We start from the raw sequence: 24831 nt of genomic DNA on the forward strand, positions 1-24831 counted from the left end.
CGGGGCACAGAACCCCGCGGCAAGTCTGAGAGGTGTACAGCGTGAGTCATTTACTGGATCAACTGCGGTTTTTCAACCGCAAGCAAAGCGAGTTCGCCGACGGTCACGGGGAGACCCGCAAGGAGTCCCGCGACTGGGAGAATGTCTACCGTTCGCGCTGGCAGTACGACAAGATCGTACGCTCTACCCACGGGGTCAACTGCACCGGCTCCTGCTCGTGGAAGATCTACGTGAAGAACGGCCTGATTACCTGGGAAACCCAGCAGACCGACTACCCGCGTACCCGCAACGACCTGCCCAACCATGAACCGCGTGGCTGTCCTCGGGGTGCCAGCTACAGCTGGTACATCTACAGCGCCAACCGGCTCAAGTACCCGAAGATCCGCAAGCCGTTGCTCAAGCTCTGGCGCGATGCGCGGCAGACCCTGGAACCGGTCGAAGCCTGGGCCAGCATTGTCGAGGACAAGGCCAAGGCCGATTCCTATAAAAGCAAGCGCGGCATGGGCGGCTTCATTCGCTCCAACTGGGAAGAAGTCAACGAGATCATTGCCGCGGCCAACGTTTACACCATCAAGCAATACGGTCCCGACCGAGTGGTGGGCTTCTCGCCGATTCCGGCCATGTCGATGGTCAGCTACGCCGCCGGTGCCCGCTACCTGTCGCTGATCGGCGGCGTCTGCCTGAGCTTCTATGACTGGTACTGCGACCTGCCACCGGCCTCGCCGATGGTCTGGGGCGAACAGACCGACGTGCCGGAGTCGGCCGACTGGTACAACTCCAACTACATCATCGCCTGGGGTTCCAACGTTCCGCAGACCCGCACCCCCGACGCGCACTTCTTCACCGAGGTCCGCTACAAGGGCACCAAGACCGTGGCCATCACCCCCGACTATTCGGAAGTGGCCAAGCTCACCGACCTCTGGCTCAACCCCAAGCAGGGCACCGACGCGGCGCTGGCCCAGGCGTTCAACCATGTAATCTTCAAAGAGTTCCACCTGGACAAGCCGAGCGCCTATTTCACCGAATACGCCAAGCGCTACACCGATTTGCCGGTGCTGGTGCTGCTCAAGCCGATGCTTGGTGTCGCCCCGGGTTCCGGTTATCAACCGGACCGCTTCCTGCGGGCCTCGGACCTGACCGACAACCTCGGCCAGGAAAACAACCCGGAATGGAAAACCATTGCGCTGGATGCCAGCGGCGAACTGGTCTCGCCCCAAGGTTCCATCGGCTATCGCTGGGGCGAGAAGGGCAAGTGGAACATCCTCGCCCGTGAAGGCGGACAAGGCCGCGAGATCGATTTGAAGCTGAGCCTGATCGGCGATGCGGTCGCCGAAGTGGCGTTCCCGTATTTTGCCGGCGAGTCCCAGGAGCACTTCCAGCATGTTGCCGGCGATGCCGTGCAATACCGCCGCGTGCCGGTGCACAACCTGACCCTGGCCGATGGCAGCCAGGTCAAGGTCGCCACCGTGTTCGACCTGTCGGCGGCCAACCTGGCCATTGACCGTGGCCTGGGCGGCGCCAACGTGGCCCGTGACTACGACGACGCCAGCGTCCCCGGCACCCCGGCCTGGCAGGAGCAGATCACCGGCGTCAGCCGCGAGAAGGCGATCCAGATCGCCCGCGAGTTCGCCGACAACGCCGACAAGACCCGTGGTCGCTCGATGATCATCGTCGGCGCGGCGATGAACCACTGGTACCACATGGACATGAACTACCGCGGGCTGATCAATATGCTCATGCTCTGCGGTTGCGTCGGCCAGACCGGTGGCGGCTGGGCACACTATGTCGGTCAGGAAAAGCTGCGCCCGCAATGCGGCTGGCTACCCCTGGCCTTCGGCCTGGACTGGAGCCGTCCGCCACGGCAGATGAACGGCACCAGCTTCTTCTACGCCCACAGCTCCCAGTGGCGCCACGAGAAAATGAGCATGCACGACGTGCTCTCGCCACTGGCCGACAAGAGCCAGTTCCCCGAGCATGCCCTGGACTACAACATCCGCGCCGAGCGCGCCGGCTGGTTGCCCAGCGCCCCGCAATTGAACACCAACCCGCTGCATATCTGCCGCGATGCCGCCGCCGTCGGCCTGCCCCCCAAGGACTATGTAGTCAAGGCGCTGCAGGACGGTTCCCTGCGTTTTGCCTGTGAGCAGCCGGACAGTCCGGTGAACTTCCCGCGCAATATGTTCATCTGGCGTTCCAACCTGCTGGGCTCCTCGGGCAAGGGCCACGAGTACATGCTCAAGTACCTGCTCGGCACCAAGAACGGGGTAATGAACGAAGACATCGGCCAGGTTGGCGACTGCAAGCCTGAAGAGGCGGAATGGGTCGACGAGGGCGCCATTGGCAAGCTCGACCTGGTGACAACCCTGGACTTCCGCATGTCTTCGACCTGCGTCTACTCGGACATCGTGTTGCCGACGGCAACCTGGTACGAGAAAGACGACATGAACACCTCGGACATGCACCCGTTCATTCACCCGCTGTCGGCGGCCATCGATCCGGCCTGGGAATCGCGTTCGGACTGGGAGATCTACAAGGGCATCGCCAAGTCGTTCTCGGCCATGGCGGTCGGACACCTGGGCGTCGAGCAGGATCTGGTCACCGTACCGTTGATGCATGACAGCGTTGGCGAGCTGGCCCAGCCGTTCGGCGGCACCGACTGGAAAACCGCCGGCGTGGCGCCGCAGCCAGGCAAGAACGCGCCGAACCTGCAGGTGGTGGAGCGCGACTACCCGAACATCTACAAACAGTTCAGCTCCCTCGGGCCGCTGCTGGAGAAGCACGGCAACGGCGGCAAGGGCATCAACTGGAACACCGAGGAGGAAGTGAAATTCCTCGGCGAGCTGAACTACCGCGAAGGCGCGGCGGGCATCAGCCAGGGGCGGCCGAAGATCGACACGGCCATCGACGCCGCTGAAGTGATTCTCTCCCTGGCCCCGGAAACCAATGGCCATGTGGCGGTGAAGGCCTGGGCCGCGCTGTCCGAGTTCACCGGCATCGACCACAGTCACCTGGCCCTGTCCAAGGCCCACGAGGCGATTCGCTTCCGCGATATCCAGGCGCAGCCGCGCAAGATCATTTCCAGCCCGACCTGGTCCGGGCTCGAGGACGATCACGTCAGTTACAACGCCGGCTACACCAACGTTCATGAAGCGATTCCATGGCGCACCATCACCGGTCGCCAGCAGTTCTACCAGGATCACCCGTGGATGCAGGCCTTCGGCGAGCAACTGATGAGCTACCGGCCGCCGGTCAACACCCGGACCATCGAAGGGGTGAAAGGCAAGCGCGGCAACGGCGAAATCGAAATCGTCCTGAACTGGATCACCCCGCACCAGAAATGGGGCATCCACAGCACCTACAGCGACAACCTGTTGATGCTCACCCTCAGCCGTGGCGGGCCGATTGTCTGGCTCTCGGAAATCGACGCGAAACGCGCCGGCATCGAGGACAACGACTGGATCGAATGTTTCAACGTCAACGGCGCGCTGACCGCCCGGGCCGTGGTCAGCCAGCGGGTCAAGGAAGGCATGGTGATGATGTACCACGCCCAGGAGCGGATCGTGAACGTACCCGGTTCGGAAACCACCAAGACCCGCGGCGGTCACCACAACTCGGTCACCCGGGTAGTGCTCAAACCGACCCATATGATCGGCGGCTATGCCCAGCAGGCCTACGGTTTCAACTATTACGGCACGGTCGGTTGCAACCGCGACGAATTCGTCGTGGTACGCAAGATGGCCAAAGTCGACTGGCTCGACGGTTCGTCCGGCGATGACCTGCCGCGTCCCCTGCCGACCGAGCTGGATTGAGGAGAACTGACATGAAGATTCGCTCACAAATCGGCATGGTTCTGAACCTGGACAAATGCATCGGTTGCCACACCTGCTCGATCACCTGCAAGAACGTCTGGACCAGCCGCGAAGGCATGGAATACGCCTGGTTCAACAACGTCGAATCGAAACCCGGGATCGGTTACCCGAAGGAATGGGAAAACCAGGACAAGTGGAAGGGTGGCTGGGTTCGTAACGCCAACGGTTCGATCAACCCACGGATCGGCGGCAAATTTCGCGTGTTGGCGAATATTTTCGCCAACCCGGACCTGCCGAGCCTCGACGACTACTACGAGCCCTTCGATTTCGATTACCAGCATCTGCACACCGCGCCGCTGGGCGAGCATCAGCCCACCGCGCGGCCACGTTCGATCGTCACCGGCAAGCGCATGGAGAAAATCGAATGGGGCCCGAACTGGGAGGAAATCCTCGGTACCGAGTTTGCCAAACGGCGCAAGGACAAGAACTTCGACCAGATCCAGGCGGACATCTACGGTGAGTATGAAAACACCTTCATGATGTATTTGCCGCGCCTCTGCGAGCACTGCCTCAACCCGGCGTGCGCGGCGTCCTGCCCGAGCGGGGCGATCTACAAGCGCGAGGAAGACGGGATTGTCCTGATCGACCAGGAGAAATGTCGCGGCTGGCGCATGTGCATCAGCGGCTGCCCGTACAAGAAGATCTATTTCAACTGGAAAAGCGGCAAGTCCGAGAAGTGCATCTTCTGCTACCCGCGTATCGAGGCCGGGATGCCGACGGTCTGTGCCGAAACCTGCGTCGGGCGCATTCGCTACCTCGGGGTGCTGCTGTACGACGCCGACCGTATCGCCGAAGTGGCGAGCACCGCCAATGAGCAGGATCTGTACGAGAAACAACTGGAGATCTTCCTCGATCCGAACGACCCGGCGGTGATCCGCCAGGCCCTGGCCGATGGCGTGCCGCAGTCGGTGATCGATTCGGCGCAACGTTCGCCGGTCTACAAAATGGCCGTGGACTGGAAGCTCGCGCTGCCGCTGCACCCGGAATACCGCACCTTGCCGATGGTCTGGTACGTGCCGCCACTGTCGCCGATCCAGAATGCCGCGACCGCTGGCACCGTGGGCATGAACGGGGTGATCCCGGATGTCGACAGCCTGCGCATTCCGCTGCGCTACCTGGCCAACCTGCTGACGGCGGGCGATGAGAAACCGGTCAAGCGCGCCCTGAAACGCTTGCTGGCGATGCGCGCCTACAAACGTTCCGAGCAGGTCGACGGGGTCCAGGACCTGCAAGTGCTGGCGGATGTCGGTTTGAGCGTGGCCCAGGTCGAGGAAATGTATCGCTACCTGGCGATCGCCAACTACGAAGACCGTTTTGTCGTGCCCAGCGCGCACCGTGAAGACGCCATGAGCGATGCCTTTGCCGAACGCTCCGGTTGTGGCTTCAGTTTCGGCAGCGGCTGCAGTGGCAGCTCCGACACCAACATGTTCGGCGCGAAGAAGGCCAATCGCCGCGACATTTTGAAAACCGTGCAGTTGTGGGAGGAATGAGCATGCGCATTCTCAAAGTGATTTCGCTGCTGCTCGACTATCCCACCGAAACCCTGGTGAGCGGTCGTGACGAACTGGAACAGGCGATCATCCAGGCCCGGGAAATCAGCCCGAAGCAGCGCGGTGCGTTGTTCGAGTTGCTCGAACTGATCTGCACCAACGACCTGATGGACGGGCAGGAGCACTACGGTGCGCTGTTCGGTCGTGGGCGCTCACTGTCGCTGCTGCTGTTTGAGCATGTGCACGGTGAGTCCCGTGACCGCGGCCAGGCGATGGTCGACATGATGGCGCAATACGAAGCCGCCGGCTTTGCCATCGGTGTCAAGGAACTGCCCGACTATATCCCGCTGTACCTGGAGTTCCTGTCCACCCGCGAAGACCTCGAGGCCCGCGAGGGCCTGGCGGACGTCGCGCACCTGCTGGCCTTGCTCGCGGCGCGTCTGGACGAGCGTGAAAGTGCCTACGCCAGTTGTTTCCGGGCGTTGTTGCAGATTGCCGGTGCCGAGCCGCAGCAGGCGGTCGCCGAGCTGCGCGCGCAAGTCGCCGCCGAACCGAGGGACGACTCGTTGGAAGCGCTGGACAAGATCTGGGAGGAGGAGGCAGTGGACTTTCTCCAGGCCGAACAACAGGACCGTTGCGGTTCGCTGCCAAGCGCTCCGGGCAAGGCCCGGGAGGAAAGCGCGGTGCCATTGCACTGGGTGGATTTTCAGCATGAAGGGCTGGCCGCCGTGCCGGCCGGGGAGGTGGGCAATGTCTAACTGGAACCTGTTGTTGTTCGGGATCTATCCCTATGTCGCCCTGGCGATTTGCCTGATCGGCAGTTGGGCGCGCTTCGATCTGTCGCAGTACACCTGGAAGGCCGGCTCCAGCCAGATGCTCAACCCGCGCGGCATGCGCGTGGCGAGCAACTTCTTCCATATCGGTGTGTTGTTCATCCTGGCCGGGCATTTCGTCGGCCTGCTGACCCCGTCGGCGGTGTATCACCATGTGATCAGTACCGAGAACAAGCAACTGCTGGCGATGGTCTCCGGTGGGTTGTTCGGCCTGTTGTGCCTGGTCGGCCTGCTGATGCTGGTCAATCGGCGGCTGGGCGATCCACGGGTTCGCGCCACTTCCAGCACCTCGGACATCCTGGTGTTGCTGGTGCTGTTGGCGCAGCTGGTGCTCGGGCTGCTGACGATTGTGGCGTCCACCGAGCATATGGACGGTTCGGTGATGGTCCTGCTCGCCGATTGGGCGCAGAACACCGTGCTGTTGCGTCCGACGGAAGCGGCGGCGTCCATGGCTCCGGTCGGCTTGATCTACAAACTGCATGTGTTTCTCGGTTTGACCCTGTTCGTGCTGTTCCCCTTCACCCGTCTGGTGCATATCGTCAGTGCGCCGATCTGGTACCTGGGACGCCGTTATCAAATCGTTCGGCAGAAAATCTGAGGAGACAATCATGTCAGGTGGATGTGGATGTGGTGGTGGTAAAGGCGGTGGCGGTGGCTGCGGATCTTCAACACAAGCGCCGTCGCCGGCACCCGAAGTAGTCGACAACGCGTCGGCCGCCGTGGTGCAGTTCGAAGCGCTCGCGCCCGAACCGGCGGTTGCCGATGAGACCCCGGCGCAGTTGATCGCCAGCAGCGAGCAGGAGTGGCCGATTATCAGTGTCAACGAGGTGTCGATCACCCCGCAGGCGCTGGCCCAGGAGCTGCAATATCACCCGGCCGAAAGCCGCGAGGAGGCGGTGTACCTGGCCGCCCGGGCGCTGGTGATCCGCGAGTTGTTGCAGCAGCGCATTGCCGAACTGGGCCTGGCGCTGCAGGTCGGTGCCGGCGAGAACGAAGAGGAGGCCGCCACGCGCTTGTTGCTCGAGCGCGAGGTGCAGGTCCCTGAGTGCGACGAGGCCACTTGCCTGCGTTACTTCGAGAACAACCGTGGGCGCTTCCACAGCGCCCCGTTGCTGGCAGTGCGACATATCCTGCTCGAATGCGCGCCGGACGATGCCGAGGCCCGCGCCCTGGCCCGTGATCAAGCCGACGTGCTGTTGCAGCGCCTGGAGGGGTTGCCCGGTAGTTTCGCTGAACTGGCGGTGAAGTATTCGGCCTGTCCGTCGAAGGCCCAGGGCGGTTCCCTGGGACAGATCAGCAAGGGCCAGACCGTGCCGGAATTCGAGCGCCAACTGTTCACCCTGGCCCCGGGACTGGCCAGTAAACCCCTGGAAAGTCGCTACGGCTGGCATGTGGTCAGTGTCGACCAGCGGATCGAAGGTATGGCGTTGCCCTATGAAGCGGTGTCGACGGCGATTCGCACGCAGTTGCAGCAAGGTGTCTGGCAAAAAGCCCTGGTGCAGTACCTGCAAACCCTGATCGGTGCGGCGGATATTCGCGGTATCCGGCTGCAGGGTGCCGACTCACCGCTGGTGCAGTGACGACTTGGCCAACCGGGGGAATGCGATGAGCACTGGGATGCAGGATGGATTTGGGCGCCAGATCGACTATCTGCGAATGTCGGTGACGGATCGTTGTGATTTTCGCTGTGTGTATTGCATGGCCAAGAACATGACCTTCCTGCCGCGTCAGCAGGTGCTGACCCTGGAAGAGTTGCAGCGCCTGGCCGCGCTGTTCGTCGGCCTGGGCGTGCGCAAGATCCGTCTGACCGGTGGCGAGCCGCTGATTCGTCCGGGCATTGTCGGGTTGTGCCGTGGTATCGCGGCCTTGCCCGGCTTGCGCGAACTGGTGATGACCAGCAACGGCTCGCAACTGGGCCGTCTGGCACGACCGCTGGCGGAGGCCGGGGTCAAGCGGATGAACATCAGCCTCGATAGCCTGGACGGGCAGAAGTTTCGCGCGATCACCCGCAACGGCGATCTCGATCAGGTGCTCGACGGCATCGAGGCCGCCCGCGGCGCGGGGTTCGAGCGGATCAAGCTCAATTGCGTGGTGATGAAAGGGCGCAATTTCGATGAAGTCCCGGCATTGGTGCAATACGCCATCGAGCAAGGTATCGATATCAGCTTTATCGAAGAAATGCCGCTGGGCGAGGTCGGCCGTTCACGGGGCGAGTCGTTCTGCTCCAGCGACGAAGTGCGGGCGCTGATCGCCAGTCGTTATCGCTTGCTCGACAGCACCGAGAACAGCGGCGGTCCGGCGCGTTATGTGCGCCTGGAGCGCCATCCCGAGACCCGTATCGGCTTCATTTCACCCAACAGCCACAACTTCTGCGGCAGTTGCAACCGTGTGCGAATGACCGTTGAAGGGCGCTTGCTGCTCTGTCTGGGCCAGGACGACGCGCTGGATCTGCGCGGCTTGCTGCGGCGTTATCCGCTGGACGACCAACCGCTGATCAAGGCGGTGCAACAGGCGCTGCGGCGCAAGCCGCTGCGTCACGATTTCAGCCCCGAAGGGGAGGTGCAGATCGTCCGCTTCATGAATATGAGTGGTGGTTGACGCGTGGTTTTTTTCGGCCGCCGGGGGGCGGCTTTTTTTTGCCTGCGATTCTTGACGTCGATCAATTTCAACCCGGCACTATCTCCGTAGTATCCACTGCATATTGTGTTTTCTGTATTTTAAATATCTATATGTAGTGTCTGGAGGGCGAATGCAGAGCATGCTGATTTCAGTGGGATGTAACCGCTTGCACAAACGCGACGGCACGCGGGTGGCCTTCGATGCCGACAAGATCCGGCAGGCATTGATCGCCGCCGGCAGGGCCACCGGGGAGTACACCGAGGTCGAAGTCGAAGGCTTGCTGCAAGCCGTGTTGGCCCGCCTGGAAGGACTGCCGAGATTGCATGTCGAGCAGATCCAGGATCGGGTCGAGCGGGTCTTGATGGACGCCGGTTTTTTCCTCGCCATGCGCGCCTATATCGTCTACCGCGAACAGCACGGGCGTTTGCGGCGTGACCGCCGGACCCTGGTCGAAGTGGCGACCTCGATGAACGAATACCTGGACCGCGAGGACTGGCGGGTGCAAGCCAATGCCAACCAGGGTTACTCGCTGGGCGGCCTGGTACTCAACGTGTCGGGCAAGGTTACCGCCAACTATTGGCTGGACGAGGTCTACAGCGAAGCCATCGGCCAGGCCCACCGCGAGGCGGACCTGCACATACATGACCTCGACATGCTGGCCGGCTACTGCGCGGGCTGGTCGCTGCGCACGTTGTTGCACGAGGGCCTCAATGGCGTGCCCGGGCGCGTCGAGGCCGGGCCGCCGAAGCATTTGAGCAGCGCCCTGGGACAGATGGTGAATTTCCTCGGCACCTTGCAGAACGAATGGGCCGGTGCCCAGGCGTTCAGCTCGTTCGATACCTACCTGGCGCCCTATGTGCGCAAGGATCGCCTGAGTTTCCCGCTGGTGCGCCAGGCGCTCCAGGAGTTCATCTACAACCTCAACGTGCCGTCGCGCTGGGGCACCCAGACACCTTTTACCAACCTGACCTTCGACTGGGTCTGCCCGGAGGACTTGCGCGAGCAGATCCCGATAATAGGTGGCGAGGAAATGCCCTTCGCCTATGGCGACCTGCAAGTCGAAATGGACCTGCTCAACCGCGCCTATATCGAAGTGATGCAGGCCGGCGACGCCAAGGGGCGGGTGTTCACCTTTCCCATACCGACCTACAACATCACCCATGATTTCCCCTGGGACAGCGAGAATGCCGAGCGCCTGTTCGAAATGACCGCCCGCTACGGGCTGCCGTATTTCCAGAACTTCCTCAACTCGGACATGCAGCCCAACCAGGTGCGCTCGATGTGTTGTCGATTGCAGCTGGATGTCCGCGAGTTGCTCAAGCGCGGTGGAGGCCTGTTCGGCTCGGCGGAACAGACCGGTTCGCTAGGGGTGGTCACCCTCAACTGCGCGCGCCTGGGCTATGTATTCAAGGGCGATACCAGCGGTCTGCTGCAACGCCTGGACAGCCTGATGGAATTGGCGATGGAGAGCCTGGAGGTCAAGCGCAAGGTGATCCAGCACCATATGGACGCCGGTTTGTACCCCTACACCAAGCGTTACCTGGGGACCTTGCGCAATCACTTTTCGACCATCGGCCTCAACGGGCTGCATGAGATGCTGCGCAACTTCAGTGGCGACCAGGAGGGCATGCACACCGCCCCGGGTCGCGCGTTCGCCCTGATGCTGCTGGACCATGTCCGCGCGACCCTGGTGCGTTTCCAGGAGCAGACCGGTCATCTCTACAACCTCGAAGCGACGCCGGCGGAAGGCACCACCTACCGTTTCGCCAAGGAAGATCTCAAGCGTTACCCCGACATTCTCCAGGCCGGCACGCCTCAGGCGCCGTATTACACCAACTCCTCGCAACTGCCGGTGGGCTACACCGACGACCCCTTCGAGGCCTTGGAGTTGCAGGATGAGCTGCAATGCAAATACACCGGCGGCACGGTGCTGCACCTGTACATGGCCGAGCGGATTTCCTCGACCGAGGCCTGCAAGCAACTGGTGCGCAAGGCGCTCGGGCGTTTTCGCCTGCCCTATTTGACGGTGACCCCGACGTTCTCCATCTGCCCGGTGCATGGCTATCTCGATGGCGAACATGAGTTCTGTCCCAAGTGTGACGAGGTCTTGCTGCGTGAGCAGCAGCCCGTTGGCATCCATTGATTCCGCTTTATCCAACCGCAAGGAGCTTCATCATGACCGCATTGCAAACATTGCCCCTGGCTAAACGTCAACGCTGCGAAGTCTGGACCCGGGTGATGGGTTATCACCGCCCGGTCTCGGCGTTCAATCCGGGTAAACAGTCCGAGCACCGTGAGCGGCTGCATTTCACCGAGCGTGGTGCCGCGGCCGGGTGCCAATGAGTCGAACACTGCGGGTCGGGGGCATGGTGCCCCTGACCACACTCGACTATCCGGGAAAGCTGGCGTGCGTGCTGTTTTGCCAGGGCTGCGCCTGGCGCTGTCGTTACTGCCATAACCCGCAGTTGATTGCTCCGCGCGGCAGTGAGGAAGTTGACTGGCGCCAGGTGCGGGCCTTTCTGCAGCGCCGCCAGGGCTTGCTCGATGCAGTGGTTTTCAGCGGCGGCGAGCCGACCTTGCAGGACGCGTTGCCCCAGGCGATGGACGAGGTGCGGGCGCTGGGGTTCCAGATCGGCCTGCACAGCGCCGGGATCAAACCGGCGGCCTTTGCCAAGGCGCTGGCCGGCGCCGATTGGGTCGGCTTCGACGTCAAGGCACTGGCCGAGGACTGCCAGGCGATCACCCGGGTCGCCGGCAGTGGCGTGGCCAACTGGCGCAGCCTGGAGCATCTGCTGGCCAGTGGTGTCGACTATGAGTGTCGCACCACCGTGCATTGGCATCTGTTCGAGCCGAACCGTTTGCTGATCCTGGCGCAGCGCCTGCACGCGCTCGGCGTCAGGCGTTTCGCCGTGCAGTTGGTACGCACCGCGCGCATGCTCGATCCGCAGTTGTCGGGCGTTTCGATGCAAGCTTCGCTGCCCGAACTGTGGCGGACCCTGGGCGAGCTGTTTCCCGAGTTCGTATTGCGCGACTAGGCTTGGTGCCATTCAGTTAAGGGCATTTAAAACCGGGCATGGTCTTGTGGCGAGCGGGCTTGCCCGCGCTGGGGCAGCTCGTGCGTCTGGGCGAATAATCGAATGTCGGCCGACCTCCTCAAACCCAGCCCCAGAATTGCAACCACCAGCCATACCCCACCAACCCGTTGGCCAGTAACAGGCACGCGCCGGCGCCGCCACGGCGAACCGGGGCCAGGCCCTGGCGTCCCAGCAGTTTCCAACCCAGCAGCAGGCTCCAGCCGATGGCTGCGAGCAACAGCCCGGCCCGCGCCGACTGCACCCAGCCCAGCAGCAGGCCTTCATAGCGCAGCAGTTTGACGGTGGTGGCCGACAGCCCGAGAAACAATCCCGCGCCACCCAGCGGCGTGAGGCTCAGGCTCAGCGCCCGATAGAGCTCCGGGGCCCGCGCGATCCGCGCCGCCAGCCGTACCAGGAGCAGCAGGGCGCCGCCAAGCAACAGGGCGCTCGCACCCAGGTACAGGATGATGCTGAAACCATCGAGCCAGCTGAAGCTGTCGTTGAGCTGCGGGTAGTGGGTCAGCAACCACCAGGGGGCGTTGTCCTGCAATGGCCAGAGCAGGTCGCGCCCGACCAGCCAGTTGGCGAGCTGCTGCTTGAGGCTGACGAACCACGGGCTGACGGTCCACTGGAAGGCGCCCATGGCCAGGCCGATGATGCCGAACAACAGCAGGCGGGTATCCCAGGGCGACAGCGGATGTGCCGTGGCCTGCAGAATCTCCTGGTTGCTGGAGCGGGCGATCAGGCGTACCGCGTCGCGTTGTCCGCTGCACCGGCCGCAGGCATGACAGTCACTGGCGCCGCGCATACGCCGGATATCCAGCAGGGGCGCGCAGTTGGGGGTGGCAGGCGCGGCCCGGCGTTGGCCTTCCAGCGCGGTTCATCGACCTGGAAGTGCACGGGGGCGAGGCGGGCGAGCAGGGCAAAGACACCGCTGACCGGGCACAGGTAACGACACCAGACCCGCTTGCCCCTGGCGAACAGCAGGCCGACGCCGACCGCCGCGAGCGTGGAGCCGCCGAGAATCAGCAGGGCGGCCTGAGCGTAGTCATAGACGCTGATCAGTTGCCCGTAGAGCGTGGTCAGGCAGAACGCCAGGGTCGGCCAGCCGCCCCAGCGCAACCAGCGGGGGATGCCGAGGCCCTTGCCGTAATGGCTGGCCCATTCGCTCAGCGTGCCTTCCGGGCACAGCACGCCGCACCAGAGCCGGCCGAACAGGACCATCGACAGCAGCACGAACGGCCACCAGATCCCCCAGAACAGAAACTGCGCGAGCAGGGTCAGGTTATCCAGCAGTCGCGCCTGGCTGTCCGGTAGCGGCAACATGGCCGGCAGCACCAGCAGCACCGCGTAGAACACCACGACGAGCCACTGCGCGGCACGAATGACGGAGGCATGCCGACGCATGCCGTCCCCCAGGCGCTGGAGCCATCGATTGCCGCGACTCAGCTCGGACATGGACGGCTTTCCAGGGTCCGCTGCCGCAACCAGCCAGTGACGATCAACCAATAACCGACCCAAACGAGCAAGGTCATGGCGCTCGGGGTGGCCCGATAACCGGCGAAGCCGGCCAGGAAACTGCCCAATCCGTGGCTGTCGCTCAACAGCGCGCTGCTGTCCCAGAGGGCCTCGCCGACGCTGCTGTAGACCATGCCCGGTACATCCATGGCGAGCAGTTGGCCGCCGATTCGCTCGCTGGCACTGACCAGCAACGCTGAGCCGAGCAGCAGCAGGATGGCTTCGCTGACGCTGAAGAAACGCCGCCATGAAATGAAGCGGCGACTGCTGTTCAGCAGCACCAGCGTCAACCCCGAGAGTGCCAGCCCGGCAACACCGCCGATGGCGAACAGGCCGAGTTGCGGACCTTGCAGGCGGGCCCCGGCGCCATACAGGAAAACCACGGTTTCGCTGCCTTCGCGGCTGACCGCGAGCATGGCCAGCAGCAACAGCCCCAGGCCACCTTGGCGGGCCAGGTGGCTGTCGGCGTGGCGGCGCAAATCGTCCTTGAGCGTGCGTCCATGCCGATGCATCCAGCCGACCATTTGCACCATCAGCAGGCTGGCCACCAGCGCCAGCGCGGCCTGGAACCACTCGTTGGCGGAACCGCTCATGGCATCCCCGGCAAACAGGATCAGTAGCGCCAGCAGGCCCGAGAGCAGTACCCCGAGGACCACCCCGGCCCAAAGGTATCGGCCCAGGCGCCGGCCTTGTTCCTGCTGGCTGGCCAGCCTGAGAATCCGTCACCAGCAGGTGACCTTTCGCGCCAGCCAGCAGGAACAAGGCCGGCGCCTGGGCCGATACCTTTGGGCCGGGGTGGTCCTCGGGGTACTGCTCTCGGGCCTGCTGGCGCTACTGATCCTGTTTGCCGGGATGCCATGAGCGGTTCCGCCAACGAGTGGTTCCAGGCCGCGCTGGCGCTGGTGGCCAGCCTGCTGATGGTGCAAATGGTCGGCTGGATGCATCGGCATGGACGCACGCTCAAGGACGATTTGCGCCGCCACGCCGACAGCCACCTGGCCGCCAAGGTGGCCTGGGGCTGTTGCTGCTGGCCATGCTCGCGGTCAGCCGCGAAGGCAGCGAAACCGTGGTTTTCCTGTATGGCGCCGGGGCCCGCCTGCAAGGTCCGCAACTCGGCCTGTTCGCCATCGGCGGTGTTGCCGGGCTGGCACTCTCGGGGTTGACGCTGGTGCTGCTGAACAGCAGTCGCCGCTTCATTTCATGGCGGCGTTTCTTCAGCGTCAGCGAAGCCATCCTGCTGCTGCTCGGCTCAGCGTTGCTGGTCAGTGCCAGCGAGCGAATCGGCGGCCAACTGCTCGCCATGGATGTACCGGGCATGGTCTACAGCAGCGTCGGCGAGGCCCTCTGGGACAGCAGCGCGCTGTTGAGCGACAGCCACGGATTGGGCAGTTTCCTGGCCGGCTTCGCCGGTTATCGGGCCACCCCGAGCGCCATGACCTTGCTCGTTTGGGTCGGTTATTGGTTGATCGTCACTGGCTGGTTGCGGCAGCGGACCCTGGAAAGCCGTCCATGTCCGAGCTGAGTCGCGGCAATCGATGGCTCCAGCGCCTGGGGGACGGCATGCGTCGGCATGCCTCCGTCATTCGTGCCGCGCAGTGGCTCGTCGTGGTGTTCTACGCGTGCTGCTGGTGCTGCCGGCCATGTTGCCGCTACCGGACAGCCAGGCGCGACTGCTGGATAACCTGACCCTGCTCGCGCAGTTTCTGTTCTGGGGATCTGGTGGCCGTTCGTGCTGCTGTCGATGGTCCTGTTCGGCCGGCTCTGGTGCGGCGTGCTGTGCCCGGAAGGCACGCTGAGCGAATGGGCCAGCCATTACGGCAAGGGCCTCGGCATCCCCGCTGGTTGCGCTGGGGCGGCTGGCCGACCCTGGCGTTCTGCCTGACCACGCTCTACGGGCAACTGATCAGCGTCTATGACTACGCTCAGGCCGCCCTGCTGATTCTCGGCGGCTCCACGCTCGCGGCGGTCGGCGTCGGCCTGCTGTTCGCCAGGGGCAAGCGGGTCTGGTGTCGTTACCTGTGCCCGGTCAGCGGTGTCTTTGCCCTGCTCGCCCGCCTCGCCCCCGTGCACTTCCAGGTCGATGAACCGCGCTGGAAGGCCAACGCCGGGCCGCGCCTGCCACCCCCCAACTGCGCGCCCCTGCTGGATATCCGGCGTATGCGCGGCGCCAGTGACTGTCATGCCTGCGGCCGGTGCAGCGGACAACGCGACGCGGTACGCCTGATCGCCCGCTCCAGCAACCAGGAGATTCTGCAGGCCACGGCACATCCGCTGTCGCCCTGGGATACCCGCCTGCTGTTGTTCGGCATCATCGGCCTGGCCATGGGCGCCTTCCAGTGGACCGTCAGCCCGTGGTTCGTCAGCCTCAAGCAGCAGCTCGCCAACTGGCTGGTCGGGCGCGACCTGCTCTGGCCATTGCAGGACAACGCCCCCTGGTGGTTGCTGACCCACTACCCGCAGCTCAACGACAGCTTCAGCTGGCTCGATGGTTTCAGCATCATCCTGTACCTGGGTGCGAGCGCCCTGTTGCTTGGCGGCGCCCTGCTGCTCCTGGTACGGCTGGCGGCGCGGATCGCGCGGGCCCCGGAGCTCTATCGGGCGCTGAGCCTGAGCCTCACGCCGCTGGGTGGCGCGGGATTGTTTCTCGGGCTGTCGGCCACCACCGTCAAACTGCTGCGCTATGAAGGCCTGCTGCTGGGCTGGGTGCAGTCGGCGCGGGCCGGGCTGTTGCTCGCAGCCATCGGCTGGAGCCTGCTGCTGGGTTGGAAACTGCTGGGACGCCAGGGCCTGGCCCGGTTCGCCGTGGCGGCGCCGGCGCGTGCCTGTTACTGGCCAACGGGTTGGTGGGGTATGGCTGGTGGTTGCAATTCTGGGGCTGGGTTTGAGGAGGTCGGCCGACATTCGATTATTCGCCCAGACGCACGAGCTGCCCCAGCGCGGGCAAGCCCGCTCGCCACAAGACCATGCCCGGTTTTAAATGCCCTTAACTGAATGGCACCAAGCCTAGTCGCGCAATACGAACTCGGGAAACAGCTCGCCCAGGGTCCGCCACAGTTCGGGCAGCGAAGCTTGCATCGAAACGCCCGACAACTGCGGATCGAGCATGCGCGCGGTGCGTACCAACTGCACGGCGAAACGCCTGACGCCGAGCGCGTGCAGGCGCTGCGCCAGGATCAGCAAACGGTTCGGCTCGAACAGATGCCAATGCACGGTGGTGCGACACTCATAGTCGACACCACTGGCCAGCAGATGCTCCAGGCTGCGCCAGTTGGCCACGCCACTGCCGGCGACCCGGGTGATCGCCTGGCAGTCCTCGGCCAGTGCCTTGACGTCGAAGCCGACCCAATCGGCGCCGGCCAGCGCCTTGGCAAAGGCCGCCGGTTTGATCCGGCGCTGTGCAGGCCGATCTGGAACCCCAGCGCCCGCACCTCGTCCATCGCCTGGGGCAACGCGTCCTGCAAGGTCGGCTCGCCGCCGCTGAAAACCACTGCATCGAGCAAGCCCTGGCGGCGCTGCAGAAAGGCCCGCACCTGGCGCCAGTCAACTTCCTCACTGCCGCGCGGAGCAATCAACTGCGGGTTATGGCAGTAACGACAGCGCCAGGCGCAGCCCTGGCAAAACAGCACGCACGCCAGCTTTCCCGGATAGTCGAGTGTGGTCAGGGGCACCATGCCCCCGACCCGCAGTGTTCGACTCATTGGCACCCGGCCGCGGCACCACGCTCGGTGAAATGCAGCCGCTCACGGTGCTCGGACTGTTTACCCGGATTGAACGCCGAGACCGGGCGGTGATAACCCATCACCCGGGTCCAGACTTCGCAGCGTTGACGTTTAGCCAGGGGCAATGTTTGCAATGCGGTCATGATGAAGCTCCTTGCGGTTGGATAAGCGGAATCAATGGATGCCAACGGGCTGCTGCTCACGCAGCAAGACCTCGTCACACTTGGGACAGAACTCATGTTCGCCATCGAGATAGCCATGCACCGGGCAGATGGAGAACGTCGGGGTCACCGTCAAATAGGGCAGGCGAAAACGCCCGAGCGCCTTGCGCACCAGTTGCTTGCAGGCCTCGGTCGAGGAAATCCGCTCGGCCATGTACAGGTGCAGCACCGTGCCGCCGGTGTATTTGCATTGCAGCTCATCCTGCAACTCCAAGGCCTCGAAGGGGTCGTCGGTGTAGCCCACCGGCAGTTGCGAGGAGTTGGTGTAATACGGCGCCTGAGGCGTGCCGGCCTGGAGAATGTCGGGGTAACGCTTGAGATCTTCCTTGGCGAAACGGTAGGTGGTGCCTTCCGCCGGCGTCGCTTCGAGGTTGTAGAGATGACCGGTCTGCTCCTGGAAACGCACCAGGGTCGCGCGGACATGGTCCAGCAGCATCAGGGCGAACGCGCGACCCGGGGCGGTGTGCATGCCCTCCTGGTCGCCACTGAAGTTGCGCAGCATCTCATGCAGCCCGTTGAGGCCGATGGTCGAAAAGTGATTGCGCAAGGTCCCCAGGTAACGCTTGGTGTAGGGGTACAAACCGGCGTCCATATGGTGCTGGATCACCTTGCGCTTGACCTCCAGGCTCTCCATCGCCAATTCCATCAGGCTGTCCAGGCGTTGCAGCAGACCGCTGGTATCGCCCTTGAATACATAGCCCAGGCGCGCGCAGTTGAGGGTGACCACCCCTAGCGAACCGGTCTGTTCCGCCGAGCCGAACAGGCCTCCACCGCGCTTGAGCAACTCGCGGACATCCAGCTGCAATCGACAACACATCGAGCGCACCTGGTTGGGCTGCATGTCCGAGTTGAGGAAGTTCTGGAAATACGGCAGCCCGTAGCGGGCGGTCATTTCGAACAGGCGCTCGGCATTCTCGCTGTCCCAGGGGAAATCATGGGTGATGTTGTAGGTCGGTATGGGAAAGGTGAACACCCGCCCCTTGGCGTCGCCGGCCTGCATCACTTCGATATAGGCGCGGTTGAGCAGGTCCATTTCGACTTGCAGGTCGCCATAGGCGAAGGGCATTTCCTCGCCACCTATTATCGGGATCTGCTCGCGCAAGTCCTCCGGGCAGACCCAGTCGAAGGTCAGGTTGGTAAAAGGTGTCTGGGTGCCCCAGCGCGACGGCACGTTGAGGTTGTAGATGAACTCCTGGAGCGCCTGGCGCACCAGCGGGAAACTCAGGCGATCCTTGCGCACATAGGGCGCCAGGTAGGTATCGAACGAGCTGAACGCCTGGGCACCGGCCCATTCGTTCTGCAAGGTGCCGAGGAAATTCACCATCTGTCCCAGGGCGCTGCTCAAATGCTTCGGCGGCCCGGCCTCGACGCGCCCGGGCACGCCATTGAGGCCCTCGTGCAACAACGTGCGCAGCGACCAGCCCGCGCAGTAGCCGGCCAGCATGTCGAGGTCATGTATGTGCAGGTCCGCCTCGCGGTGGGCCTGGCCGATGGCTTCGCTGTAGACCTCGTCCAGCCAATAGTTGGCGGTAACCTTGCCCGACACGTTGAGTACCAGGCCGCCCAGCGAGTAACCCTGGTTGGCATTGGCTTGCACCCGCCAGTCCTCGCGGTCCAGGTATTCGTTCATCGAGGTCGCCACTTCGACCAGGGTCCGGCGGTCACGCCGCAAACGCCCGTGCTGTTCGCGGTAGACGATATAGGCGCGCATGGCGAGGAAAAAACCGGCGTCCATCAAGACCCGCTCGACCCGATCCTGGATCTGCTCGACATGCAATCTCGGCAGTCCTTCCAGGCGGGCCAACACGGCTTGCAGCAAGCCTTCGACTTCGACCTCGGTGTACTCCCCGGTGGCCCTGCCGGCGGCGATCAATGCCTGCCGGATCTTGTCGCATCGAAGGCCACCCGCGTGCCGTCGCGTTTGTGCAAGCGGTTACATCCCACTGAAATCAGCATGCTCTGCATTCGCCCTCCAGACACTACATATAGATATTTAAAATACAGAAAACACAATATGCAGTGGATACTACGGAGATAGTGCCGGGTTGAAATTGATCGACGTCAAGAATCGCAGGCAAAAAAAAGCCGCCCCCCGGCGGCCGAAAAAAACCACGCGTCAACCACCACTCATATTCATGAAGCGGACGATCTGCACCTCCCCTTCGGGGCTGAAATCGTGACGCAGCGGCTTGCGCCGCAGCGCCTGTTGCACCGCCTTGATCAGCGGTTGGTCGTCCAGCGGATAACGCCGCAGCAAGCCGCGCAGATCCAGCGCGTCGTCCTGGCCCAGACAGAGCAGCAAGCGCCCTTCAACGGTCATTCGCACACGGTTGCAACTGCCGCAGAAGTTGTGGCTGTTGGGTGAAATGAAGCCGATACGGGTCTCGGGATGGCGCTCCAGGCGCACATAACGCGCCGGACCGCCGCTGTTCTCGGTGCTGTCGAGCAAGCGATAACGACTGGCGATCAGCGCCCGCACTTCGTCGCTGGAGCAGAACGACTCGCCCCGTGAACGGCCGACCTCGCCCAGCGGCATTTCTTCGATAAAGCTGATATCGATACCTTGCTCGATGGCGTATTGCACCAATGCCGGGACTTCATCGAAATTGCGCCCTTTCATCACCACGCAATTGAGCTTGATCCGCTCGAACCCCGCGCCGCGGGCGGCCTCGATGCCGTCGAGCACCTGATCGAGATCGCCGTTGCGGGTGATCGCGCGAAACTTCTGCCCGTCCAGGCTATCGAGGCTGATGTTCATCCGCTTGACCCCGGCCTCCGCCAGCGGTCGTGCCAGACGGCCCAGTTGCGAGCCGTTGCTGGTCATCACCAGTTCGCGCAAGCCGGGCAAGGCCGCGATACCACGGCACAACCCGACAATGCCCGGACGAATCAGCGGCTCGCCACCGGTCAGACGGATCTTGCGCACGCCCAGGCCGACGAACAGCGCGGCCAGGCGCTGCAACTCTTCCAGGGTCAGCACCTGCTGACGCGGCAGGAAGGTCATGTTCTTGGCCATGCAATACACACAGCGAAAATCACAACGATCCGTCACCGACATTCGCAGATAGTCGATCTGGCGCCCAAATCCATCCTGCATCCCAGTGCTCATCGCATTCCCCCGGTTGGCCAAGTCGTCACTGCACCAGCGGTGAGTCGGCACCCTGCAGCCGGATACCGCGAATATCCGCCGCACCGATCAGGGTTTGCAGGTACTGCACCAGGGCTTTTTGCCAGACACCTTGCTGCAACTGCGTGCGAATCGCCGTCGACACCGCTTCATAGGGCAACGCCATACCTTCGATCCGCTGGTCGACACTGACCACATGCCAGCCGTAGCGACTTTCCAGGGGTTTACTGGCCAGTCCCGGGGCCAGGGTGAACAGTTGGCGCTCGAATTCCGGCACGGTCTGGCCCTTGCTGATCTGTCCCAGGGAACCGCCCTGGGCCTTCGACGGACAGGCCGAATACTTCACCGCCAGTTCAGCGAAACTACCGGGCAACCCCTCCAGGCGCTGCAACAGCACGTCGGCTTGATCACGGGCCAGGGCGCGGGCCTCGGCATCGTCCGGCGCGCATTCGAGCAGGATATGTCGCACTGCCAGCAACGGGGCGCTGTGGAAGCGCCCACGGTTGTTCTCGAAGTAACGCAGGCAAGTGGCCTCGTCGCACTCAGGGACCTGCACCTCGCGCTCGAGCAACAAGCGCGTGGCGGCCTCCTCTTCGTTCTCGCCGGCACCGACCTGCAGCGCCAGGCCCAGTTCGGCAATGCGCTGCTGCAACAACTCGCGGATCACCAGCGCCCGGGCGGCCAGGTACACCGCCTCCTCGCGGCTTTCGGCCGGGTGATATTGCAGCTCCTGGGCCAGCGCCTGCGGGGTGATCGACACCTCGTTGACACTGATAATCGGCCACTCCTGCTCGCTGCTGGCGATCAACTGCGCCGGGGTCTCATCGGCAACCGCCGGTTCGGGCGCGAGCGCTTCGAACTGCACCACGGCGGCCGACGCGTTGTCGACTACTTCGGGTGCCGGCGACGGCGCTTGTGTTGAAGATCCGCAGCCACCGCCACCGCCTTTACCACCACCACATCCACATCCACCTGACATGATTGTCTCCTCAGATTTTCTGCCGAACGATTTGATAACGGCGTCCCAGGTACCAGATCGGCGCACTGACGATATGCACCAGACGGGTGAAGGGGAACAGCACGAACAGGGTCAAACCGAGAAACACATGCAGTTTGTAGATCAAGCCGACCGGAGCCATGGACGCCGCCGCTTCCGTCGGACGCAACAGCACGGTGTTCTGCGCCCAATCGGCGAGCAGGACCATCACCGAACCGTCCATATGCTCGGTGGACGCCACAATCGTCAGCAGCCCGAGCACCAGCTGCGCCAACAGCACCAGCAACACCAGGATGTCCGAGGTGCTGGAAGTGGCGCGAACCCGTGGATCGCCCAGCCGCCGATTGACCAGCATCAGCAGGCGACCAGGCACAACAGGCCGAACAACCCACCGGAGACCATCGCCAGCAGTTGCTTGTTCTCGGTACTGATCACATGGTGATACACCGCCGACGGGGTCAGCAGGCCGACGAAATGCCCGGCCAGGATGAACAACACACCGATATGGAAGAAGTTGCTCGCCACGCGCATGCCGCGCGGGTTGAGCATCTGGCTGGAGCCGGCCTTCCAGGTGTACTGCGACAGATCGAAGCGCGCCCAACTGCCGATCAGGCAAATCGCCAGGGCGACATAGGGATAGATCCCGAACAACAACAGGTTCCAGTTAGACATTGCCCACCTCCCCGGCCGGCACGGCGGCCAGCCCTTCATGCTGAAAATCCACCCAGTGCAATGGCACCGCGCTTTCCTCCCGGGCCTTGCCCGGAGCGCTTGGCAGCGAACCGCAACGGTCCTGTTGTTCGGCCTGGAGAAAGTCCACTGCCTCCTCCTCCCAGATCTTGTCCAGCGCTTCCAACGAGTCGTCCCTCGGTTCGGCGGCGACTTGCGCGCGCAGCTCGGCGACCGCCTGCTGCGGCTCGGCACCGGCAATCTGCAACAACGCCCGGAAACAACTGGCGTAGGCACTTTCACGCTCGTCCAGACGCGCCGCGAGCAAGGCCAGCAGGTGCGCGACGTCCGCCAGGCCCTCGCGGGCCTCGAGGTCTTCGCGGGTGGACAGGAACTCCAGTACAGCGGGATATAGTCGGGCAGTTCCTGACACCGATGGCAAAGCCGGCGGCTTCGTATTGCGCCATCATGTCGACCATCGCCTGGCCGCGGTCACGGGACTCACCGTGCACATGCTCAAACAGCAGCAGCGACAGTGAGCGCCCACGACCGAACAGCGCACCGTAGTGCTCCTGCCCGTCCATCAGGTCGTTGGTGCAGATCAGTTCGAGCAACTCGAACAACGCACCGCGCTGCTTCGGGCTGATTTCCCGGGCCTGGATGATCGCCTGTTCCAGTTCGTCACGACCGCTCACCAGGGTTTCGGTGGGATAGTCGAGCAGCAGCGAAATCACTTTGAGAATGCGCATGCTCATTCCTCCCACAACTGCACGGTTTTCAAAATGTCGCGGCGATTGGCCTTCTTCGCGCCGAACATGTTGGTGTCGGAGCTGCCACTGCAGCCGCTGCCGAAACTGAAGCCACAACCGGAGCGTTCGGCAAAGGCATCGCTCATGGCGTCTTCACGGTGCGCGCTGGGCACGACAAAACGGTCTTCGTAGTTGGCGATCGCCAGGTAGCGATACATTTCCTCGACCTGGGCCACGCTCAAACCGACATCCGCCAGCACTTGCAGGTCCTGGACCCCGTCGACCTGCTCGGAACGTTTGTAGGCGCGCATCGCCAGCAAGCGTTTCAGGGCGCGCTTGACCGGTTTCTCATCGCCCGCCGTCAGCAGGTTGGCCAGGTAGCGCAGCGGAATGCGCAGGCTGTCGACATCCGGGATCACCCCGTTCATGCCCACGGTGCCAGCGGTCGCGGCATTCTGGATCGGCGACAGTGGCGGCACGTACCAGACCATCGGCAAGGTGCGGTATTCCGGGTGCAGCGGCAGCGCGAGCTTCCAGTCCACGGCCATTTTGTAGACCGGCGAACGTTGCGCCGAATCGATCACCGACTGCGGCACGCCATCGCCAGGGCCTGGCGGATCACCGCCGGGTCGTTCGGATCGAGGAAGATCTCCAGTGTTTCTCGTACAGATCCTGCTCATTGGCGGTGCTCGCCACTTCGGCGATACGGTCGGCGTCGTACAGCAGCACCCCGAGGTAGCGAATGCGCCCGACGCAGGTTTCGGCACAGACCGTCGGCATCCCGGCCTCGATACGCGGGTAGCAGAAGATGCACTTCTCGGACTTGCCGCTTTTTCCAGTTGAAATAGATCTTCTTGTACGGGCAGCCGCTGATGCACATGCGCCAGCCGCGACATTTCTCCTGGTCGATCAGGACAATCCCGTCTTCCTCGCGCTTGTAGATCGCCCCGCTCGGGCAGGACGCCGCGCACGCCGGTTGAGGCAGTGCTCGCAGAGGCGCGGCAAATACATCATGAAGGTGTTTTCATACTCACCGTAGATGTCCGCCTGGATCTGGTCGAAGTCTTGTCCTTGCGCCGTTTGGCAAACTCGGTACCGAGGATTTCCTCCCAGTTCGGGCCCCATTCGATTTTCTCCATGCGCTTGCCGGTGACGATCGAACGTGGCCGCGCGGTGGGCTGATGCTCGCCCAGCGGCGCGGTGTGCAGATGCTGGTAATCGAAATCGAAGGGCTCGTAGTAGTCGTCGAGGCTCGGCAGGTCCGGGTTGGCGAAAATATTCGCCAACACGCGAAATTTGCCGCCGATCCGTGGGTTGATCGAACCGTTGGCGTTACGACCCAGCCACCCTTCCACTTGTCCTGGTTTTCCCATTCCTTCGGGTAACCGATCCCGGGTTCGATTCGACGTTGTTGAACCAGGCGTATTCCATGCCTTCGCGGCTGGTCCAGACGTTCTTGCAGGTGATCGAGCAGGTGTGGCAACCGATGCATTTGTCCAGGTTCAGAACCATGCCGATTTGTGAGCGAATCTTCATGTCAGTTCTCCTCAATCCAGCTCGGTCGGCAGGGGACGCGGCAGGTCATCGCCGGACGAACCGTCGAGCCAGTCGACTTTGGCCATCTTGCGTACCACGACGAATTCGTCGCGGTTGCAACCGACCGTGCCGTAATAGTTAAACCGTAGGCCTGCTGGGCATAGCCGCCGATCATATGGGTCGGTTTGAGCACTACCCGGGTGACCGAGTTGTGGTGACCGCCGCGGGTCTTGGTGTTTCCGAACCGGGTACGTTCACGATCCGCTCCTGGGCGTGGTACATCATCACCATGCCTTCCTTGACCCGCTGGCTGACCACGGCCCGGGCGGTCAGCGCGCCGTTGACGTTGAAACATTCGATCCAGTCGTTGTCCTCGATGCCGGCGCGTTTCGCGTCGATTTCCGAGAGCC

13 protein-coding genes and 9 pseudogenes are annotated in these 24831 nt (G+C 63.1%); 11 read left to right on the forward strand and 11 right to left on the reverse strand.

The features are described 5' to 3' along the window. Positions 1-41 precede the first annotated feature (41 nt). The 9 genes from PFEN_RS11625 (at position 42) to PFEN_RS11665 (ending at position 11846) form a co-directional block, all read left to right on the forward strand. Positions 42-3809 (forward strand): nitrate reductase subunit alpha, encoded by a 3768-nt coding sequence (locus PFEN_RS11625; RefSeq protein ID WP_191486976.1) that lies wholly within the window; start codon positions 42-44, stop codon positions 3807-3809. A gap of 11 nt (positions 3810-3820) precedes the next feature. Continuing rightward, positions 3821-5359 (forward strand): nitrate reductase subunit beta, encoded by a 1539-nt coding sequence (gene narH, locus PFEN_RS11630; RefSeq protein ID WP_191486977.1) that lies wholly within the window; start codon positions 3821-3823, stop codon positions 5357-5359. 2 nt (positions 5360-5361) lie between these two features. Next, entirely contained in the window at positions 5362-6117 is a 756-nt protein-coding gene (narJ, locus tag PFEN_RS11635) for a nitrate reductase molybdenum cofactor assembly chaperone (protein WP_191486978.1), read from the forward strand. Continuing rightward, positions 6110-6790 carry a respiratory nitrate reductase subunit gamma gene (gene narI / locus PFEN_RS11640; protein ID WP_191486979.1) on the forward strand — a complete coding sequence of 227 codons (681 nt, stop codon included), beginning with the start codon at positions 6110-6112 and terminating at the stop codon, positions 6788-6790. Before narJ (PFEN_RS11635) ends, narI (PFEN_RS11640) begins: the two co-directional genes overlap by 8 nt. A gap of 10 nt (positions 6791-6800) precedes the next feature. After that, complete coding sequence (locus tag PFEN_RS11645; protein ID WP_191486980.1) at positions 6801-7772, forward strand: peptidylprolyl isomerase; 972 nt, start codon at positions 6801-6803, stop codon at positions 7770-7772. Between the two features lie 25 nt (positions 7773-7797). Next, a complete protein-coding gene (gene moaA / locus PFEN_RS11650; RefSeq protein WP_191486981.1) occupies positions 7798-8790 on the forward strand; it encodes a GTP 3',8-cyclase MoaA in 993 nt (330 codons plus the stop codon). A 151-nt stretch (positions 8791-8941) separates the two neighbouring features. After that, complete coding sequence (locus PFEN_RS11655) at positions 8942-10954, forward strand: ribonucleoside triphosphate reductase (protein ID WP_191486982.1); 2013 nt, start codon at positions 8942-8944, stop codon at positions 10952-10954. 32 nt (positions 10955-10986) lie between these two features. Further along, the gene (nrdD, locus tag PFEN_RS31010; protein ID WP_191486983.1) at positions 10987-11154 is read left to right on the forward strand and encodes an anaerobic ribonucleoside-triphosphate reductase; all 168 of its coding nucleotides are present in this window, start codon (positions 10987-10989) and stop codon (positions 11152-11154) included. Continuing rightward, a complete protein-coding gene (locus PFEN_RS11665) occupies positions 11151-11846 on the forward strand; it encodes an anaerobic ribonucleoside-triphosphate reductase activating protein (RefSeq protein WP_224770944.1) in 696 nt (231 codons plus the stop codon). The genes nrdD (PFEN_RS31010) and PFEN_RS11665 overlap by 4 nt, the downstream gene beginning before the upstream one ends. 118 nt (positions 11847-11964) lie before the next feature. Here the strand turns inward: PFEN_RS11665 and PFEN_RS11670 are convergent. Together PFEN_RS11670 and PFEN_RS11675 are read right to left on the reverse strand one after the other, a co-directional pair. Next, positions 11965-13343, reverse strand: a pseudogene (locus PFEN_RS11670) (4Fe-4S binding protein). Continuing rightward, positions 13331-14107, reverse strand: a pseudogene (locus PFEN_RS11675) (FTR1 family protein); the annotation flags it as partial. The pseudogenes PFEN_RS11670 and PFEN_RS11675, both read right to left, overlap by 13 nt. A gap of 43 nt (positions 14108-14150) precedes the next feature. Between PFEN_RS11675 and PFEN_RS11680 the strand changes: the two are divergent. Both PFEN_RS11680 and PFEN_RS11685 read left to right on the forward strand, forming a co-directional pair. After that, positions 14151-14925, forward strand: a pseudogene (locus tag PFEN_RS11680) (FTR1 family iron permease); the annotation flags it as partial. Continuing rightward, positions 14913-16288: pseudogene (locus PFEN_RS11685) on the forward strand (4Fe-4S binding protein). The pseudogenes PFEN_RS11680 and PFEN_RS11685, both read left to right, overlap by 13 nt. 118 nt (positions 16289-16406) lie before the next feature. Here PFEN_RS11685 and PFEN_RS11690 read toward each other — a convergent pair. From PFEN_RS11690 to PFEN_RS11730, 9 genes and pseudogenes are all read right to left on the reverse strand, one after another. Then, a pseudogene (locus PFEN_RS11690) lies at positions 16407-17101 on the reverse strand (anaerobic ribonucleoside-triphosphate reductase activating protein). Further along, the gene (gene nrdD, locus PFEN_RS31015; protein ID WP_191486983.1) at positions 17098-17265 is read right to left on the reverse strand and encodes an anaerobic ribonucleoside-triphosphate reductase; all 168 of its coding nucleotides are present in this window, start codon (positions 17263-17265) and stop codon (positions 17098-17100) included. The pseudogene PFEN_RS11690 and the gene nrdD (PFEN_RS31015) overlap by 4 nt, the downstream one beginning before the upstream one ends. A gap of 31 nt (positions 17266-17296) precedes the next feature. Then, complete coding sequence (locus PFEN_RS11700) at positions 17297-19216, reverse strand: ribonucleoside triphosphate reductase (RefSeq protein ID WP_412071418.1); 1920 nt, start codon at positions 19214-19216, stop codon at positions 17297-17299. A gap of 243 nt (positions 19217-19459) precedes the next feature. Continuing rightward, positions 19460-20452, reverse strand: coding sequence for a GTP 3',8-cyclase MoaA (moaA, locus tag PFEN_RS11705; RefSeq protein WP_191486981.1), 993 nt, complete (start codon positions 20450-20452; stop codon positions 19460-19462). A 25-nt stretch (positions 20453-20477) separates the two neighbouring features. After that, positions 20478-21449: a peptidylprolyl isomerase gene (locus PFEN_RS11710; protein ID WP_191486980.1), complete on the reverse strand. Its 972-nt coding sequence runs from the start codon at positions 21447-21449 to the stop codon at positions 20478-20480. A 10-nt stretch (positions 21450-21459) separates the two neighbouring features. After that, positions 21460-22139: pseudogene (gene narI / locus PFEN_RS11715) on the reverse strand (respiratory nitrate reductase subunit gamma). After that, a pseudogene (gene narJ, locus PFEN_RS11720) lies at positions 22132-22885 on the reverse strand (nitrate reductase molybdenum cofactor assembly chaperone). Before narJ (PFEN_RS11720) ends, narI (PFEN_RS11715) begins: the two co-directional pseudogenes overlap by 8 nt. A gap of 2 nt (positions 22886-22887) precedes the next feature. Further along, a pseudogene (gene narH, locus PFEN_RS11725) lies at positions 22888-24421 on the reverse strand (nitrate reductase subunit beta). A gap of 11 nt (positions 24422-24432) precedes the next feature. After that, a pseudogene (locus PFEN_RS11730) lies at positions 24433-24831 on the reverse strand (molybdopterin dinucleotide binding domain-containing protein); the annotation flags it as partial.

The organism is Pseudomonas sp. FEN, assembly GCF_904067045.1.
Lineage (GTDB): Bacteria > Pseudomonadota > Gammaproteobacteria > Pseudomonadales > Pseudomonadaceae > Aquipseudomonas.

Bases quoted from the DNA above. Each gene is read 5' to 3' on its own strand.
- nrdD (WP_191486983.1), bottom strand. From the start codon at position 17,265: ATGACCGCATTGCAAACATTGCCCCTGGCTAAACGTCAACGCTGCGAA.
- moaA (WP_191486981.1), top strand. From the start codon at position 7,798: ATGAGCACTGGGATGCAGGATGGATTTGGGCGCCAGATCGACTATCTG.
- moaA (WP_191486981.1), bottom strand. From the start codon at position 20,452: ATGAGCACTGGGATGCAGGATGGATTTGGGCGCCAGATCGACTATCTG.
- PFEN_RS11710 (WP_191486980.1), bottom strand. From the start codon at position 21,449: ATGTCAGGTGGATGTGGATGTGGTGGTGGTAAAGGCGGTGGCGGTGGC.
- PFEN_RS11645 (WP_191486980.1), top strand. From the start codon at position 6,801: ATGTCAGGTGGATGTGGATGTGGTGGTGGTAAAGGCGGTGGCGGTGGC.
- nrdD (WP_191486983.1), top strand. From the start codon at position 10,987: ATGACCGCATTGCAAACATTGCCCCTGGCTAAACGTCAACGCTGCGAA.
- narI (WP_191486979.1), top strand. From the start codon at position 6,110: ATGTCTAACTGGAACCTGTTGTTGTTCGGGATCTATCCCTATGTCGCC.
- PFEN_RS11665 (WP_224770944.1), top strand. From the start codon at position 11,151: ATGAGTCGAACACTGCGGGTCGGGGGCATGGTGCCCCTGACCACACTC.
- narH (WP_191486977.1), top strand. From the start codon at position 3,821: ATGAAGATTCGCTCACAAATCGGCATGGTTCTGAACCTGGACAAATGC.
- narJ (WP_191486978.1), top strand. From the start codon at position 5,362: ATGCGCATTCTCAAAGTGATTTCGCTGCTGCTCGACTATCCCACCGAA.
- PFEN_RS11655 (WP_191486982.1), top strand. From the start codon at position 8,942: ATGCAGAGCATGCTGATTTCAGTGGGATGTAACCGCTTGCACAAACGC.